Annotated in this window: 14 protein-coding genes, 1 pseudogene and 1 riboswitch; of the genes and pseudogenes, 9 read left to right on the top strand and 6 right to left on the bottom strand. The window is 37.8% G+C overall.

Annotated features, from left to right (window positions below; all coding sequences use genetic code 11):
* Nucleotides 1–309 precede the first annotated feature (309 nt).
* From NSU02_RS05805 to metH, 4 genes are all read left to right on the top strand, one after another.
* A complete protein-coding gene (locus tag NSU02_RS05805; protein WP_339194709.1) occupies nt 310–588 on the top strand; it encodes an HPr family phosphocarrier protein in 279 nt (92 codons plus the stop codon).
* Nucleotides 589–749: 161 nt separating this feature from the next.
* Entirely contained in the window at nt 750–1,241 is a 492-nt protein-coding gene (locus NSU02_RS05800) for a YajQ family cyclic di-GMP-binding protein (RefSeq protein WP_339194707.1), read from the top strand.
* A gap of 99 nt (nt 1,242–1,340) precedes the next feature.
* A riboswitch (SAM riboswitch) is annotated at nt 1,341–1,462 on the top strand.
* A gap of 108 nt (nt 1,463–1,570) precedes the next feature.
* A complete protein-coding gene (locus tag NSU02_RS05795; RefSeq protein ID WP_339194704.1) occupies nt 1,571–3,430 on the top strand; it encodes a bifunctional homocysteine S-methyltransferase/methylenetetrahydrofolate reductase in 1,860 nt (619 codons plus the stop codon).
* Nucleotides 3,423–6,845 carry a methionine synthase gene (gene metH / locus NSU02_RS05790; protein WP_339194702.1) on the top strand — a complete coding sequence of 1,141 codons (3,423 nt, stop codon included), beginning with the start codon at nt 3,423–3,425 and terminating at the stop codon, nt 6,843–6,845. The genes NSU02_RS05795 and metH overlap by 8 nt, the downstream gene beginning before the upstream one ends.
* A 232-nt stretch (nt 6,846–7,077) precedes the next feature.
* On the opposite strand, the gene NSU02_RS05785 is transcribed toward metH, so the two are convergent.
* Together NSU02_RS05785 and NSU02_RS05780 are read right to left on the bottom strand one after the other, a co-directional pair.
* Complete coding sequence (locus NSU02_RS05785) at nt 7,078–7,260, bottom strand: hypothetical protein (RefSeq protein WP_339194700.1); 183 nt, start codon at nt 7,258–7,260, stop codon at nt 7,078–7,080.
* Nucleotides 7,261–7,647: 387 nt separating this feature from the next.
* Nucleotides 7,648–8,159 (bottom strand): annotated as a pseudogene (locus tag NSU02_RS05780) (ATP-binding cassette domain-containing protein); the annotation flags it as partial.
* 160 nt (nt 8,160–8,319) lie between these two features.
* On the opposite strand from NSU02_RS05780, the gene NSU02_RS05775 reads away from it, so the two are divergent.
* The 4 genes from NSU02_RS05775 (at nt 8,320) to NSU02_RS05760 (ending at nt 12,921) form a co-directional block, all read left to right on the top strand.
* A complete protein-coding gene (locus tag NSU02_RS05775; RefSeq protein ID WP_158640141.1) occupies nt 8,320–8,448 on the top strand; it encodes a huazacin family RiPP peptide in 129 nt (42 codons plus the stop codon).
* 74 nt (nt 8,449–8,522) lie between these two features.
* Nucleotides 8,523–9,983 (top strand): radical SAM protein, encoded by a 1,461-nt coding sequence (locus tag NSU02_RS05770; protein WP_327856681.1) that lies wholly within the window; start codon nt 8,523–8,525, stop codon nt 9,981–9,983.
* A gap of 13 nt (nt 9,984–9,996) precedes the next feature.
* Nucleotides 9,997–11,235, top strand: a complete 1,239-nt coding sequence (locus NSU02_RS05765; protein WP_066248394.1) for a radical SAM protein — start codon at nt 9,997–9,999, stop codon at nt 11,233–11,235.
* 15 nt (nt 11,236–11,250) lie between these two features.
* A complete protein-coding gene (locus tag NSU02_RS05760) occupies nt 11,251–12,921 on the top strand; it encodes an ABC transporter ATP-binding protein (protein ID WP_339194696.1) in 1,671 nt (556 codons plus the stop codon).
* 199 nt (nt 12,922–13,120) lie between these two features.
* Here the strand turns inward: NSU02_RS05760 and NSU02_RS05755 are convergent, their stop codons facing one another.
* Complete coding sequence (locus NSU02_RS05755; protein WP_339194693.1) at nt 13,121–13,339, bottom strand: GH36 C-terminal domain-containing protein; 219 nt, start codon at nt 13,337–13,339, stop codon at nt 13,121–13,123.
* Nucleotides 13,340–13,923: 584 nt separating this feature from the next.
* On the opposite strand from NSU02_RS05755, the gene NSU02_RS05750 reads away from it, so the two are divergent.
* Complete coding sequence (locus NSU02_RS05750) at nt 13,924–14,793, top strand: SDR family oxidoreductase (protein WP_339194691.1); 870 nt, start codon at nt 13,924–13,926, stop codon at nt 14,791–14,793.
* Between the two features lie 911 nt (nt 14,794–15,704).
* Here the strand turns inward: NSU02_RS05750 and NSU02_RS05745 are convergent.
* From NSU02_RS05745 to NSU02_RS05735, 3 genes are all read right to left on the bottom strand, one after another.
* Nucleotides 15,705–16,601, bottom strand: a complete 897-nt coding sequence (locus NSU02_RS05745) for a hypothetical protein (RefSeq protein ID WP_327855892.1) — start codon at nt 16,599–16,601, stop codon at nt 15,705–15,707.
* Nucleotides 16,602–17,046: 445 nt separating this feature from the next.
* Nucleotides 17,047–17,844, bottom strand: coding sequence for an ABC transporter ATP-binding protein (locus tag NSU02_RS05740; protein WP_066248413.1), 798 nt, complete (start codon nt 17,842–17,844; stop codon nt 17,047–17,049).
* A 604-nt stretch (nt 17,845–18,448) separates the two neighbouring features.
* On the bottom strand, nt 18,449–23,917 hold the full coding sequence (locus NSU02_RS05735; protein WP_339194686.1) for a lamin tail domain-containing protein: 5,469 nt from the start codon (nt 23,915–23,917) through the stop codon (nt 18,449–18,451).
* Nucleotides 23,918–23,932 lie beyond the last annotated feature (15 nt).

The following is a 23,932-nucleotide window of genomic DNA, read 5'->3' as shown; positions in this document are numbered from 1 at the left end:
ATATCTCTAAAGGCGAGTCTTCCACCTCTTCTATCCGGACGTTCTGAAAGAAAAAGACGCTTTCTTATCTTACAGTATGCATCTTTTCTCTAGCTTTTGTTTTCATTTTTGTCTAATAAAACATGGGTGGGGCAATAACTTTCAATTTGATTAGACCATTCATTTCATTAAAAAACAGAGAAATCCAGAACGTTTCCATATTCGAAAGCGGAGGTCATTTTTTATATGTAAGAGGAAATGACAAACATATGGGAATCTATCCTTTATTAATGTAAGATATTGTAAAACAAGTATACAAGAGGTGACACAATGAAGAAACATGAAATTTCCGTGTATCTTACAAAAGAGATGGAGCCGGAATATGTCATTTCCCTTGTCCATGAAGCGATCAAATTTAACAGCTACATTTTATTCCAAACAAAAAAGCTCCAATTAAATGCGAAAAGCGTTTTAAGCATGCTCGGTTTTTCCGCCTTTTTAGAAGGTCATGTAGTCATCAGCGCTGAAGGAGAAGATTCGCTCGAAGCAGTAAAAAACTTACAAAACTTTCTTTCCCCTAAATGTTCCAAAGCAACATCTTTAGCATAATTTTATTTAAGCGCACTTAAACTTCTGCCAGCTATTATTTTCCTTACCGTTGCTTTAAGTAACGGTTTTTTCATTTAATTTGCGAGGAACCCCTAAAAGAGTTGTTCAACTGAACGACATTCACTATAATGAATGTAAATAACGTTATTGGAGGTAAAAAGTTGGCTAAGGAGAATTCATTTGACATCGTCTCAAAAGTGGATATTGCCGAAGTGAACAATTCCATTCAAATGGCGAAAAAAGAAATTGTAAACAGATATGATTTCAAAGGATCTAAAAGCGATATATCCCTAGAAAAAGATGAGCTTGTGCTAATCTCTGACGATGAATATAAACTGAATCAACTAAAAGATGTATTAGTAAGCAAAATGATTAAACGCGGTGTCGCTACCAAAAACATTCAGTACGGAAAAATCGAAAAGGCTTCAGGAGGCACTGTCAGACAAAGAGCTAAACTTGTTAACGGAATTGACAAAGAACACGGGAAAAAGATCAATGCGCTGATCAAAAATACCGGGCTGAAAGTAAAAAGCCAAATTCAAGACGATCAAATCCGGGTAAGCGGCAAAAGCAAGGACGATTTACAAAAAGTGATTGCAGCTGTGAAAAGCGCCGATTTGCCGATCGACGTACAGTTTATTAATTTTCGCTAGCTTCGTCCTGTTAAAAATTGAAACTTTATATTGATTATTTTGATAAAATTCGTTAAATTAGGATTAATCCGTTGTTTTAAAATTTCATACGGTAAAGCGTTCTTATCAAGAGAAGCGGAGGGACTGGCCCGATGAACCTTCAGCAACCGGATTACCCAAAAACTTTGGGTACCAAGGTGCTAAATCCAGCGATGCGTAAATTTGCGCTCGGAAGATAAGAAGAAGGGGAAAATGTTCAAGAAAAAGTCTTCTTCTTAGAAGGCTTTTCTTTTTTATATAGGTGTTCGCCTCCTTGCAGGCGCCTATTTTATTTGATTGGAGGACTTTTTATGGGGCTTTTACAAGATTTACAGAATCATATATTAATTGCCGACGGAGCAATGGGGACTCTACTATACTCATTCGGAATAGACAGATGCTTTGATGAGCTAAACGTTTCAAAACCGGAAGAAATAGAACGGATTCATTCAGCCTATTTAGACGCAGGCGCAACTGTTATTCAAACAAATACATACGGCGCCAATCGCATAAAGCTTGCCAGATATGGGCTGGAAGATGATATAAAGATCATCAACCAAAAAGGGGTTGAACTTGCAAAGAGGGCGTTACAAAAAGGGGAAAACAAAGGGTATGTCATCGGAACAATCGGCGGCATCCGTTCGTTTCAAAAAAGCGCCTTCACGCTATCTGACATTGCCGAAAATTTTCGTGAGCAGCTTCATGTCCTTTTATCCGAAAACGTAGATGGCATTATTTTAGAAACCTATTACGACTTGGAAGAACTGAAAACCGTTTTGCAAATAGCTAGAAAAGAAACGGATTTGCCCATTATCACAAATGTTTCTTTGCACGAACAAGGCGTCTTTCAAAATGGAACAAGATTGGCAGACGGTTTGAAAATGCTTGAAGAACTTGGTGCAGATATTGTCGGCCTCAATTGCCGTTTAGGCCCTTATCATATGCTGCAATCGCTGGAAGAAGTGCCGCTGTTTGAACATGCCTTTTTATCCGCTTTTCCAAACGGCAGCCTGCCAAGGTATGAAAACGGAAGATTAGTTTATGAATCAGATGAACACTATTTTTATGAAGCGGCTCTTCAATTCCGAAAACAAGGTGTCCGGCTTCTCGGCGGATGCTGCGGAACCGCGCCGAAACATATTCGGGCAATGGCTGAAGCTGTATCAAACCTCCCTCCTGTCACAGAGAAAGAAGTAAAAGAACGAAATGTTCCAATTCATGTTTTACCTATGAAAGAAAGTCAAGAAACTCCTCTCCCAGATATTGCAAAAAACAGACGCTCAGTGATTGTAGAATTGGACCCGCCGAAAACGCTCGGCTTGGAAAAATTTTTAACAGGAGCAAAAGCGTTGAAAAAAGCGGGGATTGATGCAATTACGCTTGCGGATAATTCCCTTGCTACACCAAGAATCAGCAATGTTGCTTGCGCAAATATTGTGAAAAGCCGTTTCCAGCTTCGCCCGCTCGTTCATTTAACATGTCGTGACAGAAATTTAATCGGCATTCAATCCCATTTAATGGGGCTGCATACGCTTGGCCTGCACGATATTTTAGCGGTCACCGGCGACCCGTCCAAAATCGGTGATTTTCCGGGTGCAACCTCTGTCTATGATTTATCATCGTTTGATTTAATCAGCTTAATTAAGCAATTTAATGAAGGTTTGTCATACTCCGGAAAATCACTTGGTCAAAAAACAAACTTTACTGTAGCCGCCGCCTTCAATCCGAACGTAAGACATCTTGATCGCGCAGTTCAGAGACTTGAGAAAAAAATCAGCTGCGGAGCCGATTATTTTATTACGCAGCCGCTCTACTCGGAGAAGCTGATCGAAGAAGTATATGAAGCAACAAAACATCTGAATGTTCCGATATATCTCGGGATTATGCCGTTAATAAGCAGCCGCAATGCTGAATTTATTCATAACGAAGTGCCGGGCATTAAATTGTCCGATTCGATTCGCGAACAGATGCAAAAAGCAGGCAATGATAAAGAAAAGGGAAAACGAGAAGGACTTGCCATTGCAAAATCGCTTATTGACGCAGCATTTGACCTGTTTAACGGCATTTACTTAATCACTCCGTTTTTGCATTATGAGATGACAGTCGAGCTGACGGAATACATTCATGAAAAAGAAAAGGCAAAACGAGAAAGGAAGATTTCCCATGTATAACATAAAGGAACAGCTTGAGAAAAAAATTCTAATACTAGACGGAGCCATGGGAACAATGATTCAAGCTGCAGAATTATCTGCGAAAGATTTTGGCGGTGAAGAATATGAAGGATGCAACGAATATTTAAACATCACTTCCCCTGAAACGATTGTCCGTATTCATGAAGCGTACCTTGAAGCAGGCGCTGATATTATCGAGACAAATACGTTTGGCGGTACAAGCATCGTCCTCGAGGAATATAACTTGGGGCACCTTGCTTTTGAAATAAATAAAAAAGCAGCGGAGATTGCAAAGCGCGCTGCAGAAAAATATTCAACACCGGATTGGCCTCGTTTTGTGGCAGGATCAATGGGGCCAACGACTAAAACGCTCTCCGTTACAGGCGGCGTCACATTCCAACAATTGGCAGAAGCTTATCAAGTTCAAGCGGAAGGACTGTTAGTGGGGGGCGTTGATGTACTTCTCCTTGAGACAAGCCAAGATATGCTCAATGTAAAAGCAGGTTACTTAGGAATTCAACGAGCTTTTCAAAAGCTCAAGAAAGAAGTGCCGATCATTCTGTCCGGAACGATAGAACCGATGGGAACAACTCTCGCCGGTCAAGATATTGAAGCGTTTTACATTTCAGCTGAACATATGAATCCAATTGCCGTCGGCTTAAACTGTGCGACAGGTCCTGAATTCATGACCGATCACATCCGCACATTGTCTGAAATCGCCAATACCGCTGTCAGCTGTTATCCGAATGCCGGACTGCCTGATGAAGAAGGTCGCTACCATGAATCACCGGAATCTTTAGCAAAAAAAATCAGAGGGTTTGCAGAAAGAGGCTGGCTTAATATGGTCGGCGGCTGCTGCGGAACAACTCCCGAACATATTCGCGCAATAAGGGAGGCAATGGAAGGCTTAACACCGCGAAAAATCGTCAAAAAGCAAAATCAACATACGGTATCAGGCATCGAGCCCCTTCGCTATGATGAATCAATGCGCCCGCTGTTTGTCGGTGAACGCACAAACGTCATCGGTTCGCGTAAATTCAAGCGTCTCATTGCGGAAGGAAAATTTGAAGAAGCAGCGGAGATCGCCCGCGCTCAAGTGAAAAACGGCGCCCACGTCATCGATGTCTGTCTCGCAGATCCGGACCGAAACGAGCTTGAAGATATGGAAAACTTCATCCGCGAGGTTGTAAAAAAAGTAAAAGCGCCGCTTGTCATTGACTCAACCGACGCCAATGTCATCAGAAAAGCGCTCGAATACTCACAAGGGAAAGCGATCATCAACTCGATCAATTTAGAGGACGGCTTAGAACGGTTTGAAGAAGTTCTCCCGCTTGTGAAACAATTCGGTGCAGCTGTTGTCGTCGGAACAATCGATGAAGACGGAATGGCTCTGACTGCGGAGCGAAAGCTGGAGATTGCCAAGCGGTCTTATGACATTTTAGTCAATCAACACGGTATAAGTCCAAGCGACATTATTTTTGACCCGCTCGTCTTCCCTGTCGGCACAGGTGATGAGCAATATATCGGATCTGCCCAAGAAACGATCGAAGGGATCCGTTTAATTAAAGAACATCTTCCCGGCTGTTTAACTATTCTCGGGATCAGCAATGTTTCTTTCGGGCTTCCGCCGGTCGGCAGAGAAATATTAAACGCCGTTTTTTTATACCATTGCACACAGGCAGGGCTCGATTATGCGATCGTCAATACGGAAAAATTAGAGCGGTACGCTTCGATCCCTGAGGAAGAGCGGAAGTTGGCAGAAAACTTATTATTTGAAACAAATGATCAGACGCTCGCACAATTTACGAACTTTTACCGCGACAAAAAGAAAGAGGAAAAAAAGCCGAAAACGGAATTAACCTTGGAGGAACGGCTCGCACAATACGTTGTGGAAGGAACAAAGCAAGGATTAATCGAAGACTTACAACTGGCACTAGAAAAATATGATGATCCTCTCGATATCATCAACGGGCCGTTAATGAAAGGAATGGAAATTGTCGGCGAACTGTTTAACGACAATCAGCTGATTGTTGCTGAAGTGCTTCAAAGTGCGGAAGTGATGAAAGCATCTGTCGCCTTTTTAGAACCGTATATGGAAAAAAAAGATGACAGCGGCAAAGGAAAAGTCATTTTAGCTACAGTCAAGGGCGACGTCCATGACATCGGCAAAAATTTAGTTGACATTATTCTTTCCAACAACGGCTACCGCGTCGTTGATTTAGGCATTAAAGTTGCGCCGCAGCAGCTGATTGAAGCGGTCAATAATGAAAAGCCTGATATTATCGGTCTTTCCGGACTGCTCGTCAAATCAGCCCAGCAAATGGTGTTAACAGCACAAGACTTAAAAACAGCCAACATTTCGATTCCGATTTTAGTCGGCGGTGCTGCATTATCACGCAAATTTACCGATCAAAAAATTTCACCGGAATATGACGGTCCTGTGTTATATGCGAAAGATGCAATGGACGGGCTGTCGCTTGCCAATAAGCTGAGAGAAAACCCGGATGCTTTCCTTGAGAAAAGAACGGTCGCAGTTGAGGAAAAACAGAATAGACAGAAAAGCAGCAAACCTGTTATGATCATTGAAAAAAAATCATCTGTGTCCAAACCGACCGTATATCATCCAGCTGACTGCAATCCACACATTATTCAAAACATTGATATTGCCCAAGTCGTCCCGTATGTGAACATGCAAATGCTTTTAGGACACCATCTCGGATTAAAAGGCAATGTCAAACAGATGCTTCTGGAAAAACAGGAAAAAGCGGTAGAACTAAAAAATGAAATAGATGAATTGCTGCGTTTAGGGAAAGAATATGGCTGGTTCCGTCCATCTGCTATTTATCAATTTTTCCCGGCCTATCGCGAAGGAAACTCCATTCACATTTTAGATCCGGCTGCAAAAGATAAAATCATTGAGACGTTTACATTCCCTCGGCAGGAAAAGCCGCCGTTTTTATGCATTGCCGACTATGTAAGCGAACGGTCAGATGAAACACCGCATGATTATATCGCCCTGTTTGCCGTAACTGCTGGAAAAGACATTCGCAGCATCGCCATGCAGTTTAAAGAAAGCGGTGAATTTTTCCGGAGCCATGCGATTCAAGCATTGGCGCTGGAGCTGGCAGAAGGTCTTGCAGAGCGGACGCACCAGCTGATCCGCGACCGATGGGGCTTCCCGGATCCGCTTGACTTCACAATGCAGGAACGGTTTGCAGCAAAATACCAAGGTCAGCGCTATTCATTTGGCTATCCGGCTTGTCCAGACTTAGAAGATCAAGCGAAGCTGTTTAAGCTGTTAAAGCCTGAAAAAATCGGCATCCAGCTGACGGAAGGCTTTATGATGGAACCGGAAGCATCCGTCTCTGCCTTCGTCGTCTCACACCCTGAAGCTCGATATTTTAATGTCCTTTAATATTTCGTCTCGCCGTTAAGGGCAAGCTATTTTCGGATGCATATGGATAACGAAGTGCTCGTTTAGCACTTCGTTATCCATTTTTTATTAAATCGCCTCAAAGCTTTTCCTAACCATAAGCTTGAATAAATTGTATTAAAATAGCCTATTGCGGCTTCCTATCCGCCCGCTGAATGAAAACAACTGTTATAAACATTAGCACGATAACGGTTATCGACAAATACCCATTTTCTCAATAAAAATGGATCCCAAACAGGCGGATCGAATAGAAAGATGTGCGGTCATGGATAAATTCTCCTAACGTAAGCACTTCTAAAACCGTGTAATTCATGATAATCGTTAGAGAAATCTCAATGTTTATAATCAGCACGATAAATGATGTGCCAAAAAGCATATAGAATAATACTAAAATCATAAAATGAATCACGTTAAGACCAGATAACGAAGTCATCCCGTATTTCATCACAAAAGCGGTACATAAATGAAAAACCCCGATAATATTGACAATCAAGTACTGGAAGAAATCCATCCCAAACCGTTTTTAGTAATATGGAACTAACGTTTCATGCGCCCCTTCTTCATACATTTCACTCAGCCGATACATAAGGCACCAGCAAGTAAACGGTATAAAAACACCTTGAATAATAATGATATTACTGTGAATATCATCTTCCTCTCTTGGAACAAACAGAATAAGCAACAGAGATAAGCTAAACATCACAGCAGGGACAAAAAAAGTGAGCCCCATCGTCTTTCGGTCAAATACAAAGGTGCATAAATGCTTTCTAAATAATCTCTCATTTTAGTTCACACCCCTAACAACGGCTAAATACCGATCAATTAGTCTTGGTGCGACTTGTTTCGCCCCTTCTTCCTCTTTTTTCGCAAACACCCGTACATTCACGCCGTCTCCCTCTTCGAGAAGCTGAATCATTTCATTTTCCGCCATGATGGTATCCAATTCATTCGGCGAGACACGATATTCCCATACATATCTTTCCGCATGGGCTTTCAGCTCGGCTGGCGTTCCTTCGAATAGGACGTTTCCGCTTTTTAAAACACCGATCTTTGTCCATAAAAACTCAATATCTTCGACAATATGCGACGAAATGATGACGTATGCTCCAAACCAAGGTTTTTTAGCAAATTGCGGAAGCGAATCCGCTCTTCAATGTCCAATCCCGCTGTCGGTTCATCAAAAATTAAGATCGACGGCTTTCTCATTAACAGCTGTGCGATTCCCACCCATTTTCTCATTCCGCCGGATCATTCCATCATTTTCTTGTTTTCATGCCCTGTCAGATTGACCTTTTTAAAAGCCTCCCATATAGTTGGAAAAATTCAAAAATATGTAAAATTTTTCTGTAAATTAATGGAGTTCATCATTTATAATTTTTGGTAGAGAGGCCTCTTCACTTTCTTCCCCTAAGATGGTTGCAACAGGGTTAACGTTAAAATTGAAAGGAGGATGACAATGGCAACCTTATTCTGTCAGGTGAAATGCATCGCAACATGCGGTGCTGCATGTGCAGCTGACACAGTCTCACCGATCGCAGACGTATTAGGGTTTGCAGCAGGGGAAGCACGCTTCTTTAAAGCTTAATATCTTAATAGGCCAAGAGCCATGACGCCTTTTGTGGCTCTTGGTACTTTTAAATAAGTGAGGAGGAAGTGAAAATGATTAAATTTTTAACTGAACCATTATTATTTGATACCGAAAAAGGTAATTATTGTTATGACAACAGTACGAGAATAGTTATTCCAGTAAATAAATCAGAAAAAAACTTTTTGTCGGCAATTAAGATAGGTGACACCATTCATGAAGAAGACTTCCAAAAAAATAATCTAAATGAATTGCTTCATAAAATTGTAAAATATAACCTCTTTCAATCAGATTTTCAATTGCCAAAAATCACTGAACAATTTATTAAAGAAAAATTACTGACAGAGGGAATATCGCATCTATGCTTAATTGTTACCGATGCTTGCAATTTCAGATGCAAATATTGTATTTACTCTGATCATTATTTTTACTCAAAGAATTTTTCAAATAAACGTATGGATTTTCAAACCGCAAAATCCGCTATTGATTACTATATGAATGTAAATATTAAAAGTATCCAATACAACCCCAATTTAAGTATATCCATTGGATTTTATGGGGGAGAGCCTTTAATAAACTGGAAACTTATAAAACAGGTTGTTGAGTACACCAACGATAATTACAAAAAGGTATTTGACAATATTTTCTTTTCAATAACAACCAATGCATATTTATTAACTGAAGACAAAATCAATTATATGTTTGATAAAAATTTTTCTATTTCTGTAAGTTTAGACGGTGATAAGGAAAATCATGATAGAAACCGGGTTACAATCAATGAAAAGGGAACGTTTGACAGAGTTTTTAAAAATCTGGCTTTAATGGATGATATATATCGGGAAAAAGTGAGACTAAATAAACCGGTACTACCTTATGGAATATTAATAACTTATGATAATTTAACAGATTTTGGTAAATTAGATAAATACTTCATGGAGCATCCTGAACTGGATAAGCGGATTCAGCGAGTAAACAGGGTAAGTAATATAAATACTGAGTACTATAAAGGTGTCCAGTTGGAGCAATCCTATTTAGAAAGAAGAAAAGATTTTATCAAAGGACTCATTGAAAGAGCGAAAGATAAACAGTTTGAAAAGAAAGCAACTAACTTTTCCAAAACAATTCTTAAAAGCATCATCTTCGATCCTATGATGAATACTGCTTATAGCAATAATGAGTTAAGAGGTACTTGCCTGCCTGGAATCCATAAATTGGCTGTAGATAGTGATGGAAATTTTCATATGTGCGAAAAAATTAATCCTCATTATCCTGTTGGAAATATAGAAACCGGCTTGGATCCAACTAAGCAAGCTAATTACATGAATAATTTTTTCTCTGCTTTAGCAGGATGCAAAAATTGTAATTTAAATAATATTTGCAACCTTTGCTATGTAATAACTGAAACTGACGGACAAGGATTTCAATTAAAAGACACTTTTTGCAAAAACTTTAGAGAAGGAATTATAAATTCTTTCTCTACATACTACTCTATTTTAGAAAATAATCCGGGAATATTTCAAGAGATTAGAGAATAAGGAGAGGAAACGTATGAACTTTAAACTTCATCCGGAAGTCATATTTTTGAAGGGAAATGAAGGGGCGGTACTTTATCACTTAATAAGCGGAAAGAAATTTCAATTTAATAAAACTGATGCCGAAGCTATAGAATCATTAAATAATAACGAACAGGATAAAGAAAACATTCCTGATAAATTAATAGATTATTTATTGGAACATGATTTAGGTGCTTATTATCGTGATGGTGTATACTTGGAAAAAATAAAAACAAGTAGAATTGCTACATTAAAATACGATAAATTAATCCCTTTTAGACTAAATCGATTGGTAATTGAGTTAACCGGGACGTGTAATTTAAAGTGTTTATTTTGTACCGAAGAAAATGTAATCTACAGATCATGCGGATGTAAAAAATGGCCGGCCAAAGAAGAGATGAATTTCAATGAGTGGAAGGATATAATTGATCAAAGCATAAAACTAGGGATACAGGAATGCTTTATAACAGGAGGAGAACCATTTTTAAAATGGCATTTATTAAAAGAACTGCTAAATTATCTTTTTAAACACAAAATCAACGTTACCATTTTTACAAATGGCACTTTAATAAATAACGATATTGGCCTGTTCTTAAAAGATCAAAATGTTTCATTAGCTTTGCAAATTTTCAGTTCCAAAAATAAACAATATGAAAAAATCACCCAAGTTGACGGCTCTTTTGAACGTATTCAGGAAACTTTTAGAATAATTGATACACACAAAATACCTCATACTGTTTCAATAATAGTCTCTTCTTTAGATGATTCTTCTTTTGAAGAGATTCAATCAAAATTTGGAAAGAGAAATTACCAAAATATCTATATATATCCTACAAATAAATATTACTCTATTAGCAGAATAGCTGAAATGATGAACCCTGAAAATAGAGAAATTCCTATCAATTTGAATTCAGTTCCCTATTTAAAAAAATATAACAACTGTTTATACGGCCAAATCTTTATTTCCTCTGACGGCAAAATTTATCCTTGCATGATGATAAGGGATTATGAGTTGGGAGATTTAAAAAAAGAGAAACTTTGGGAAGCTTTCCACAGAAAAGAATACAAAATTTTTTGGGAGATGTCTAAAACGAAAATTCAACATTGTTCAAATTGTGAGAGAAATTTATTTTGCTTTGATTGCCGTGCGCTAGATTATTTTAAATCCAAAAGGATTGATGGAATGGTCTATTGCAATAAAATAGAAAAATCAACGGTTACCTCTACTAACTAAACCGGGGCGATATATATGAACAACAGCGTAAATTTATTGTTTAGCTATTTAAAAGAATTTAAAAAGAGCTTGTCTATAGCTTTTCTTTTATTAGTTGTTCTTTCTGCAATCACTGTACTTCCAGGATTAATCATTAAGAATATTTTTGATTTTGGAATAGCAAAAAAAGATTATCACTATGTTCTTTTATTCAGTGCAATACTTGCATTAATATATGTAATTAAGAGTATGCTCAACTATTTTTCCAATGTAGTTTTTACAAAAGTAAGCCAGAATATAGTGTTGAAGCTTCGGCAAAATATATCAACAAGACTGCTGAAACTGCCTATGGAGTTTTTCAATTTTTACCCCAGCGGATATATTACATCAAGATTAAATGAGGTAAATAATATAGGGGGATTGTTTTCTGCCAACACATTTAAAATTTTGCTAAGTTTTTTTGAACTGTTTGCTACCCTTATTATTCTGGCAGCAATCAATTTCAAATTAACATTAATTTTATGTCTGCTAATGCCGGCATATTACATCATTTCAAACAAATTCTTGTCTTCAATATTTCATATATCTACTGAAACAGCTGAAAAAAGTGCCGTTTTAAACAACAAAATACAGCAGTCAGTACAGGGTATCGAAGAAGTCAAAAATCTCTCGGTAGAGGATAAGGAAACAGAAAAAATCAATTCAGCAGCTAAAGATCTAGTGGATGCCAATATTAAACAATCAATCTTTTATTCAATTGGTATGGAATTAATTGTTTTGGTTGGTTCACTGTCCTCTGTTTTATTAATCGTTATGGGTGGAAAAGATGTCATAATAAATAGTATGACAATAGGCGGGTATATGGTATTTATGAACTACCTTCCCAGACTGTATTCGCCAATTCAAAATATATCGGCTACTGTTCTAACGATCCAGCCGGCATTAGTAAGTTTAAAAAGGCTCCATATATTTATTGAACAAATAGGAGAGGACGAGGAACAGAATAAAGTCAAAATAAATGATATTAAGAGCATTGAGTTTAAAGGTGTATCTTTTAGGTATAAAGAAGACCAGCCATATATCTTGAATAATGTAAGTTTTTCGCTAGCCTCTGCTGATAAGCTTTTAATAAAGGGGAAAAATGGAACCGGCAAAACAACAATACTTAGAATATTAATGGGATTATATAATGTGCAAAAAGGAAAAGGACAAGTTCTTATAAATGGAATACCGATTGATGACATAGATAAAAAATCGCTTCGGAAAAACATTGGCATCGTATCGCAAAAAATATATTTATTTAACGATACAATTGAAAACAATATTAAATATGGTGTAGAAAACGTTGATTCGAATACTTATATGGAAGTGCTGAGAACAACTGGTTTAGATGACATTATAGAAAAATTGCCTGATAAAGAAAATACATTAGTTGGGGAAAACGGAAAAAATTTATCAGGAGGCCAAATTCAAAGAATTGCTATTGCCAGAGCCCTTTTAAAAGGGGCAAACATCATTATGTTTGATGAAGCAATTTCTCATATGGATTTTAGCGGTAAAGAAAAGATAAAGAAATTAATTGAAAACGGCTCATCAAATTCCATTTTTATCATTATAGACCATAGCAATGATTTTGACACAGTATGCAACAAAATCATTCACTTACATGATCATCCACAAGGCGAAGCAACAATCGCTGCCAATTAGCAAAACTCATGACTTCAACCTAAAATCCGTAAATACCGTTCGCATTTTGCAAATTGCCCGGATTTTGTGTACTTTGGGCAATTTGACTCTTCCCCGATCCATGCCCCAGCCTGCGGGAAAAATCCATCACTCCTTCTGGGTGTAAGGGGAAGTATTTGAGGCTCTGATGAAAAAACCGAGGCAGGCGCCCCGGTTTCTATCATTCTTTTGCTTTGAGCTTAAAGAGTTTTGAAGAAAAATCGCCCGATTCATTGACCCCGAAGCGGGCATCAAAGATATCGTTCGTCAGCTGAATGTCGACGTTCATCAGTTCATCGCCGAAAAATGTGTTTTCGACTCCTTTTATTTCATATTCAAAATCGCCATTTAACCCTTTTAACAGAATGCGTAAATATCCGTGATTTGGTTTTGCCAGCACTTAGTAGTAACCTACAAGCGCTTCTTTTTGATCTTCTGAAACAACCATACATGCCGTCACATTTCCGTTCCCGTCAAATGAGCTTATTAAGCGGTAAAATGTTCCTTTTTGAATCCATTTGCGATGATTTTTATTCGATATAATCTCGTGATATTAGTTGAAAAAGAATATATAAAATGATGAGATTCATCGAAAAAATAAGTATATCTTTTAAGATACTCAATCAAAATAATGTCTTTCCTTCTAAATATTTATCAGGAATCAGTTTTATATTCCCCCATTTATTTCCCCATCTTATCATTAATTTCCATTTAAGCCACTTTATGATAACATTTCATCACCCAAAAGCCATTTTGTTATTAACGGTTCGCTTTTTCCAAATGTCATATCAAATATTCTCCATTTTATTTTATAACCAAATACTGTTACTTCACCTAAATATAACCATAAAACAGATTGTAGTATCAATAGTTTTTTTGAAAAATCATTTTTTTCTAAAATATACCGTTAATCAATTTTTGTTTATTATCCCCGTCCACTTCCCATACTAACTGTATACTTACTTGTTTTAGGAGGAGATTTTTATGGTTCAGCAGCAAAATCAGCCAAATACACTTCCGCCTCAACAGCAAAATGTGCAGCCGGGGATTGAATCGTTTATGAATCCAAGACCAATCTTTGATGATCCTTCTTATCAAGGCAGCGGAAAGCTTGCAGGAAAGACAGCGGTCATTACCGGCGGCGACAGCGGCATCGGGAGAGCGGTTGCGGTGCTGTTTGCCAAAGAAGGTGCCGATGTGGTCATCATTTACTTAAATGAGCATGAAGATGCAAAGGAAACAAAAGGGTATGTTGAACAGCTCGGACGCAAATGTCATTTAATAGCCGGCGATCTCGGCGACGAAGCATTTTGCCAGCAAGCGGTGAAGGGAGCAAAAGATCAATTTGGAAAAGTGGATATTTTAGTAAACAACGCAGCCGAGCAGCATCCGCAGCAAGGAATTGAATTTATTACAGCAGAACAGCTTGAACGAACGTTTCGGACCAATATTTTTTCGTTCTTTTTCATGACAAAGGCTGTTCTTCCCCATATGAAGACAGGCAGCACGATCATAAATACGACATCTGTTACAGCCTATCATGGAAATGAACAGCTCATTGATTATTCGGCAACAAAAGGCGCCATTGCGTCATTTACCCGTTCTCTTGCTTTATCATTGGCCCCTAAAGGCATTCGAGTCAACGGTGTAGCGCCAGGACCCATTTGGACACCGCTCATCCCTTCTACTTTTGATCGTACAAAAGTAGCTTCTTTTGGCTCCAACACAGCGATGAAGCGGCCCGGACAGCCGATGGAAGTTGCGCCTGCTTATGTATATTTAGCAAGTGACGATTCTACTTATATGACAGGGCAAATTCTCCACGTAAACGGCGGCACGATCGTAAATGGTTAATCTGCAAAAAGGCCCCAAAATCCAATACTTTGGGGCTTTTCTATTTGTAAATAGCTCTGGCATATCTGAGAGCAATATCCACATGGCCAGATCAATACGCTAAACAAAAGTCATCGATACATGTTCGCTCCTGTCAGATGCTGATAAATGAATTCCACTGGATTATTAATTTCTGGAAAATTCTACAGACTGCATCAATCGCTTTCAAATCCAAAGTAAAGAAGAAAATTTCGTGGCATTCAATATTTTGCTTGACGGTATGTCGTGAAAAATAAGCAAAATTTTTTACAAGCCTCTCTCTTCAGCGGCTCCTTCAATGAATTAACGGGATCTGTTTCTTGTAAAGAAATGAACCAAGTAATAAAAAGCCGTGCCTGCTACAAGTGAAAGAATTAAGCCTAACCAGGTCGCTTCCGCTACAAATTTACTTCCCTCTATTTTGATGACATATAAGGGAAGGTTCAGAATCTTCGGACTTGATTCAATGTGGGTGATGCCGGATAACCGAATAATAAAAGGGGTTATTAGAACTATTAAAGCGTACAGAAAAACTAAACTGATTCCGCCCATAAGCGCTCTAAAGAAAGTTGTCATAACATCTTCCTCATTTCTTCTATTGCTTTTACAATTTTTTTCATCAGGCCATTTGAGGACAAAAAGAGCAAATTACATAACGATGTTAAAAATAACATCTTCACAAAAAAGCTGTCAGTCATATTTATTCACACTATCGACACTGCTATTGACGGGAAATGCACAAATTTATTTCAGAATTAAAATATATTACATAAAAATACTTCAAAAATTGATTATTTGCCGAAGTCCAATATATTTCATTCCCTCTTTATAATTCATTGCGATATATCCCGTCTCATGAAAAATTGGAGGCCAGACTGCTAATAGCACTTTTATCATTTGAAAACAGGCCTTCTTAAAAAAATATTTTGAGAAATCAAGTATAGAAAAATCCCGCCTGCAACATATATAAAATCAATATAATAACTTTGCGAAATGAAATAATGTAAAAAAGAATCAATGATTGCCACAATGACAAGGATTATAATTAACGCTACAGCCTTATTCCCGTCATGAATTCTTACTATAAATCCGGCAAAGGTTGAGAGCATTGTGACGAAAAAAATAGAAAAAATTCCGGTTAATTGCGGAAGAAAATCTTGATTTAATATAAAGCAATTTAAAACTACAAATAAAAAATAAATCATAAAATTTACTGCTATTGCCATGAATATTCTCGGAAAAAAATAGACGGAAGCCGGTGCATTGATCATAAATATGGAAAGATTATATTGCCTAAAATGCATCCCAATACATAAAGGCAAAACAATCATAAGTTCTTTTAAACCTAAATTCATAATAAATGAATATACAATGGCAAAGGTCATTGCATCCGAGAAAATATAAACCCCTATGGTGAGAGCGTAGAGAATCGAGAACATAAGAGCCATTTCCGCAAAAAGTCGATTTCGAAAATAATAGATTGCTTCCAATACAAAATGAATAACGTAATGATTAAGCTTAAATTCCTTGCTTTTTATTTTTTTAGGATAATTACCTGTATGGCTTTGCTGAAATAAACCAAATAAATACCTTCCCGATAAATTTTTTATCCCTATCCATAATATTAAAAGAGCGGCCAAACAACCGATCCAAAACAGAAAGCCGAAATTTCCTATACGCTCCGCCATATGTTTAGAAACAAAATGCAGCCCCCATATGATGGACATAAATAATAATGATTTGAAATAAAGTCCATCTTTATGTCTGCCCAGCCATTTTCCGACAATCAAAGAGGATAAAATCCAAATAAACAGGATGAACCAAAAAATAATAAACAACAAAAGAAGAACTAGAAAAATATGAAAGATATGTATTTGAATATGTTTTATATAAAAAGAAATGAGCAAAGGCAAAAATGTGAAAAAAATGAAGATGTTAAAAAAGACATATAACAAAAAATAGCTTCCCGCAACAAATTGACCCGAATTAATAGAAGTGTTTAAAAAGAAAAAGGCATACTCCTTTCTTTTTAACTTTTCCCTGGAAAATATCATAAGGAAACATGCCAATAAGATGCTGAACACCAAAATTGAATCAAAAGCGTCTGTCTTATTCAATGGAATGAAATCCAAATATTGAAATAAAATTAAGGCATATACGACATAAAAGAGAATCGCTCCTAAAACAACTGCCAATAAATGAGTCGGGTAGTTCAAAAAGATATTTTTTGCTTTTTTAACCTGTTTCGGAATCTCGATCCTCGCTATTATCTCGAACATCGGGGGCATTTAAAATCTCCTCTGCTTTCAAGTAATAATCCTTGTTTGCCTCTTCATATATTTCTTCCAAAGACATTCTGCCAAACTGCTCAAATACTTGATCCCGCGTACAATTTAATTTTACTTTTCCGTTTCGAAGCAAAATAACCTTGTCGTACAATTCTTCCCCAAAACTAAGGTGATGGGTGGACAATAAAATCCCGATGCCTTTTGTTTTTAAAAAATGAAGAGTTTTTCGCAAGATAATGACCATATCGGGATCCAGCCCGTTCGTCGGCTCGTCAAAGATGACAAATTCACTTCCTTTAAAAAGCTGTGAAACAATTTGTGTTTTTTTCTTATTGCCATGAGATAAATTGCTTATCGGTATATGCAGATACCTTTCAAGTTCAAAAATTTTTATAAGCTTTTCTAATAACTGATGGTCTACCTGATGTTTAAATGAGTTTTCGATTAAAGAGAAGTATTCTTTCGGCGTCAAATAATCGAAAAGAGCAATCTCATCTGAAATATAGGAAACATTTTTCTTCAAATAATCCACATCTTCAGAAACATTCAAATCAATCTTTTTGTTATTTACGGATAAAGTACCGACATAATCCATTAATCCAAAGAGTGATTTAATAATGGTTGTTTTCCCCGCCCCATTATGACCTAATAATAATGTGATTTGAGAAGGCATGATGGTCACTTCTATATTTTTCAGCTCAAATTCATCACCGTGTCTCTTGTGTTGAATATATAATGACAGCATTCTATATTCCCCGCTTTGCAGTTGATTGGAAACATTCAATTATGATAGATCGAAAGAGAGAAAACGGGATCATGTTTTCTATCCTTTTTTCTTCACGTAAATGCACTGTCCAGCGATCAACAATAACTGAAAATAGTTCTTTTATTTTGTATAAAGATACTTGTGCTAAAACCACTGCTTATCCCGATGAATAATGGAAAAATCTATTTTCTTTGTAAACTCTAAACTTCACTTTCATTTTTTTGAATATTATATTAAATTTTCCAATTCATTGGTAATTTTATCAATACTTTTTTCTTTTTGTCAATTTTAATTTCCGATCATTTACAAACTTTATAGAAATTGTTTTTTCATAATAGATATAGAAGAAGTTTTCAAATGGTCATTTTTTAATGGAAAAAATCATAGGACGGCTGACTATTCAGGCAAGAGACCCAAAGTTTGCCGCCCGCTTCCATCAGAATCCGTATCACCACGGACACCCTTGCGTTAAGCTAACTGCTGCTTCTGCCTTCAGAGCTCGGGACTTTCATCCTAGAGATTACACCCATGTCGGGCGCACCAAGAAACCCCCAAAGCACATGTGCTTTGGGGGTTTCCTATTTTATTTGTAAATAGCTTTGCGGTGACGAATCTTCAGCATCATTCCCATTGCTATCAGCAGCATGCCTATCAGCAGCCAGCGATACACGTACGTTGCTGTATCCGGAAGTGATGCCGAAGCTTGATTCTCACTCACCTGTTCAAATTTCGTTCCATCCGTAGTTCCATCCGTACCAGAAGGATTATTTGTGCCGCCTGATCCGCTACCGTTGTTTCCATTATGATTTTCGTTTTCAGGATGAACTTCGTTACCCGAATGATCTTGATCTTTTTCTTGGCCGCCGCTTTCGGAAGGTGTTTTATTGTCTTTGCTGCCACCTTCGGAAGGTGTTTTATCGCCTTGACCACCTTTATCCCTGTTGTCTTTTTCCGGATCATTTCCACCTTCTCCCGGATCAGCCGGATTTGGAACAATTTCACCTTCTTTCGTTTGGAAAGACCAAATCGATGAGCGCGTTTTACCGCCAAATTGATCTTCCGCTTCCGTGTACCAATAATACACTTGGTTTGGCTCTAAATCATGCCACATGACAGAGGCCACTTCGCCGCTCGGAACGTTTTCGACTTTGCCGATCAAGCTGTCGGTATAGACGTTGACAACAAAAGAATCTGTTGCTACTTTTTTCTCTTGCGGTTGTAAATCGGTTTCAATGATAAATTCATCTTTTCCTGGATACTGTTCCGGATCGTAAAAGTTGTAGTCGTCTAAATAAGGCGAATATGTTTTTACATAAATTTGATTCGTATCTGTATTGAAATGCAGCAAACGGATATAGCCCTGGCCGCCCTCAGGACCGCCTTGATAATCAGCAAGTATTTGATATACTTTTCGGTCAGGCGCTCCATCTCCGTTATCATCAATCTCATCGACTAATGTCTCGCTGTCATGATAATGTCCGCATAATACCGCCATCACATTTTTATTTGGTTTAACAACTTTTTCAAAAATTTGATTTCCAATCGGGCTGCGGTTTCCGCTGACTAGTAAATATTCATGGAATGCTAAAATTGCTTTCCGATCGGGATACTTTTCAAGCACCGAATTCACCCAGTCCAAATCTTCATCCGAAACGCCCCAGCCCATATACACCATAATATAATCATTACCGTTCGCCGAAATTAAATCATAATGACCGCGGTTATTTTTATAAGAACCTCCATAATAGTCACGACCTGCAAACCGATTCTCGCCGAAATATTGATAATAATTGTCATAGCTTCCGTCTTTATGGCCAACATCATGATTGCCGGCTAGAACTCCATATCTGATTCCTGCATCATCTAGCACTTTCATAGCTTGATCGGCCACTGCCCATTGATTGTGATCATCTGCTTCATCGACTAGATCACCTGTATGAAATACATACTGAATATTGAGATTATCTTTTTGATCTCGAATCCATTCGACTTGCTTTTGATAAATGTGTGGATAGCTTTCCGAATAATATTGCGTATCGCTCATCCATACAAACGTATAATCATAATCTATAGTTTGCGCGATTTGGTCTTGAACGATCACGCTCACCTTTTGGTTTTTCACATAGTCTTTCGCAATTACGCTCCCTTTCAATTGAAATCTTTCTTCACCGGCAGTTTGTGAAGCAACTTCCTTCCATTTATTTTCCATATTGTTCCAGGCATACATCGTCACTTTTCGTCCCGGCAATGAAGAACCGTTCCAAATAAGTTCTATTTCATCATTTTCATCAACTTTTTGATCAACGGTAACGTTGAAGCGATGATACGGAAACTGCTCAGTTGATGTTGTTGCAAGCGCCTCGCCATCTGCGTTTTCCAACTTCCTGCGTTCATCTTTCGAAAGAACTTTTTCGCCTTCAACTTGAAATCCAGCAGGCGGTTCTGTATCAGATGCATTTTGCAAAATATCTACATGTTCTTCATCTGATGCTTTATACTGAAAAGCTTGAAAGAAAGATACATCAAGATCGTCCATTGTCGGATCCGCCACCCTTACGGACAATTTAGCACTTAAAGCATCCTCATCTGTTTCGGAAAAATCAGGTAAGAGCGGATGTTCGTCCACTGTATAGAAAGTGACTTCGCTTTTTCCTTCATTGCCTGCCTCATCAATAGCTGTAATGACAAGTTGATGTTTGCCTGATTGAAGCTGTGCTGACGAAGCTGCAAATGGAAGATCGATATATTGATCATCTAATTTGGCAGTGATCGATCTAATTTTACTCCATTTATCTTGAATTTCAGCATCAATAACAAAAGGTCCTTTATATTTTTTTCCTTCCTCAATAGTTGGTTTAATGATTGGCATTGTGTTATCGACAATAACTGTCGATTTCACTTCATTCCCCTTTTGGTCAACTGCTTTCACTTCATGCTCGCCATCTTCTTCATTTTCGCTGTTCCATAAGTAACCGAGGGAAGTAAATTTTTCATCCGGAATATTGAACGTAAATTCGACAACCGGGCTTAATCCGGCACTGTCGCCGACGGAAATCTCCTGTTCGGGTTCTTGATACTCGCTGCTGTATAGAGCTGTGCCGTCAGATAAAACTAATCGCACATTTTTTACATAAAAATCATCTCGATTTTCTTCAGATGTTTCATCAAATGGACTGACCTTTGTGCCTGCCCTAATCGCAATTGATAAATCTTCACCGATTTTCAGCCTTTCCGACGAAATCGGAACCGTAATTGTTGTATATTGATTAATGGTGTCATCAAATATTCTCAAAATGTCATTTCCTATCGTCACACCGTTTTGAAAATAAAGATTCGTTTTACGAACATCAAAGGCAAAATAAACGTCTGATTCAATCGTGCGGAAAGTATTTGTTTGTTTTGCTCCATCAATATATAAGGAAACCTCCTCAGGTGTAAGATCGCCTGTTGCCTTCACTACGGTTTCTTTTGAAACAATTTGTCCATTTTCTACGTTTAACCGCAAGCCCTGCTTCTTATTTGCACTTTCAATTTGAACCGTAAAATGAGGAGACTCTTGGATATTCGTCCCATCGCCAGCGACAAAGTAATACTCAACTATATTTTTCCCAATTAATTCAGGCGAATAAATCGTATGTTCATATAATCTCGAATTATAGTTTTCTTCTAAATTCACTTTTTTAAATGGTTCTTGTAGTTTTGTCCGGTAGTATAAAGAAACGGTTTTGACTTCGATATTATCTTTTACTTCCGCTTTGATGAAAATATTATCCGTTTCCATAGCTTTTTCAGTATTTGTTAAATTTTCAATAGTTGGCGCCATTGAATCGGCTGGAACAGTTACTTTCACTTTCGGAGTTTGTCCGTCTTTTACCGATCCGGGTGTAGCCGCTTCAACGCCGGCACTAATTTTTTGCATTATATTGCTTCCATCCGCAGGATATTTGTACAAAATCCCTTTGTCCTCTTTAGTATCATCAATATTTACCTGATCATTATAATGAGCAACGGAAATTTCTTTTCCGCTGTTTGTGGCAATTACTAATGATCTCGCACTACTGTTGGCCATTCCGTTATTATAAATTTTCACAATGTTTTTGTTCTCTTCTAACGAAACACCATAATGTTTATTAAAATCTTCAACAGCCAACGATGCATTCCCTTGATTGATGATCCAAAATACAAGCGTCCCACCTGAAGGAATTTGCAGTGATTGATCATCATTAGGAGGTCCCCAAATAAGATCGGATTCTGCACCTTCCTGCGGATATCGATATCGGATTTTATAGTCTTTAAAATCAATAGTCTGATTAGTATTATTATAAATTTCAACAAATTCATAACCGTCCAACCCATTTATATTGGCGCTGTCCGGAACTACTTCAGTAATAAGAAGTTTTGGGACTTTTTGATAATCAATATTGGGAGCTTTAAGTTGAACATGGTATTCCTCTGTTTTGACCGTGTTTGTTCCATCTGATGCCTCTATGTAATATAGGAGTTCGCTTCCCCACATGTCTGCACTGGGAATCGCCGCCCTATATTCATTTTGATTTCCGTTTTCAGTCATTTGAAGGGATTTGTATGCTCCATTTTCCGTCAATTTATAAAATAATGTGACATAACGGACTTTTTTATTATCAGTAACTGTAGCTTTTACAATTAATGGTTCCTCGCTTTCCCATTCTGCTATTGGCTGATGTGTAATGACAGGAGCTTCTTTGTCATCAGGCTCTTCAATGGCGACAGGTGTCTTCGGCACTTGCCCTTCGATGAATGCACCTGGATTAGCTTTTTCACTTAAGCCAATTTTTTTCATTTTCGTCTCTTCCGTAAATTGATAAATGATCCCTTTATCTCTTTCAACATCATCAGCTCCATCATTATATGCTGCTGCAGATACTAATGAACCATCCTTTGAATAAACAGCTAATGTCCGGATGCCGCTGTTAGCCATTCCTTCAAATGGCAAGGCTTGGACTTCGCTTTCTTTCAAATCCGTTCCGTAAAATTGATTAAAATCTTCCAATCTTAAAGATTGATTAGAACTATTTTTCACCCAGAGAATGAAAGTTTTTTGCGGAGCTATTACTTGATTGTCCGAAAATTGAAAAACTTGATCGGCTTTTGCTGTACCCGGATATTGATAATGAAGTTCATAATTTCGCAATTCAATCGGCTTGTTGGTATTGTTGTAAAGCTCAATAAATTCATATCCGTCAGCACTTCCGACATTTGACGTGTCTGGAGCCAGTTCGGTGATTAAGATTTTCGGAACTTTTTGATAATCCGGTTCCGCATCTTGTTGAATAGCTACTGAAAATGTTTCAGAAGAATTTATTGGAAGTCTTGTTGTTTCTGTCTCATTTTTCCCTTCAAACCAATAAGAAAAAGTATAAGACCATAAGTCGCTTTCTGGTACAGTTGCCGTAAAGGTTGTATCATTTATTTTCTCCATTTTCATGCTTTTCACAAGCATACCCGGAGCTGTACGATAAAACAATGTCAACTCTGCAAGGTCTTTTCCTTCCGCATCAATTTTAAGCGGCCGGCCTTTTTGAATGACTGCCGGTGGCTGATGAACGATTTCCAGTGGCAATGTAACAGCTTGCTGTTCAAGTTGGGGGGTAGATTGTGAATTTGCTTCTGGCTCTTGTTTTGAAGTTTCGGGAACTGTATCAGTATCTTGCTGTTCTGGTTTTTGCTGCTTTTGTTCACTTTCATTAACCGGAAAAGATGGATGATCCCCTCCTTTTGCAGGTTCTTTCACTTCTTCATTTGCTGCATCAGGCTGTCTTTCATCACTTTTGTCCTGTTGAACTTCGTTTTGCTGAGAGTTGTTTTCTTCAACATTTGGCTCGTTGTCATTTTGATGAAGCGGTTGTTCTTGATTTGGTTTATCCGTTGATTTCGTTTGTTCCTCCATCTGCTGCTCGGCGTCTCCTGCAACTGTTGCTGTTGCATACGTATGTATCGGTGTTAACACGGAAACAAGAACAAGCAAAACAGCGGAAGCTCCAGCCAGCATAGAGCGTCTCTTTCTTTTTCTCAAATAAAACTCCTCCCT

The sequence above is a fragment of the Aeribacillus sp. FSL W8-0870 genome, assembly GCF_037963755.1.
Classification (GTDB): Bacteria; Bacillota; Bacilli; order Bacillales; family Aeribacillaceae; genus Aeribacillus; species Aeribacillus composti.
Note: the sequence above shows the minus strand (reverse complement) of the source record. Positions and strands in the feature narration are given on the sequence as shown.

Coding starts and splice junctions, on each gene's coding strand:
- NSU02_RS05805 (WP_339194709.1), top strand. CDS start 310: ATGAAGAAACATGAAATTTCCGTGTATCTTACAAAAGAGATGGAGCCG.
- NSU02_RS05795 (WP_339194704.1), top strand. CDS start 1,571: ATGGGGCTTTTACAAGATTTACAGAATCATATATTAATTGCCGACGGA.
- metH (WP_339194702.1), top strand. CDS start 3,423: ATGTATAACATAAAGGAACAGCTTGAGAAAAAAATTCTAATACTAGAC.
- NSU02_RS05785 (WP_339194700.1), bottom strand. CDS start 7,260: ATGATTTTAGTATTATTCTATATGCTTTTTGGCACATCATTTATCGTG.
- NSU02_RS05775 (WP_158640141.1), top strand. CDS start 8,320: ATGGCAACCTTATTCTGTCAGGTGAAATGCATCGCAACATGCGGTGCT.
- NSU02_RS05770 (WP_327856681.1), top strand. CDS start 8,523: ATGATTAAATTTTTAACTGAACCATTATTATTTGATACCGAAAAAGGT.
- NSU02_RS05765 (WP_066248394.1), top strand. CDS start 9,997: ATGAACTTTAAACTTCATCCGGAAGTCATATTTTTGAAGGGAAATGAA.
- NSU02_RS05760 (WP_339194696.1), top strand. CDS start 11,251: ATGAACAACAGCGTAAATTTATTGTTTAGCTATTTAAAAGAATTTAAA.
- NSU02_RS05750 (WP_339194691.1), top strand. CDS start 13,924: ATGGTTCAGCAGCAAAATCAGCCAAATACACTTCCGCCTCAACAGCAA.
- NSU02_RS05740 (WP_066248413.1), bottom strand. CDS start 17,844: ATGCTGTCATTATATATTCAACACAAGAGACACGGTGATGAATTTGAG.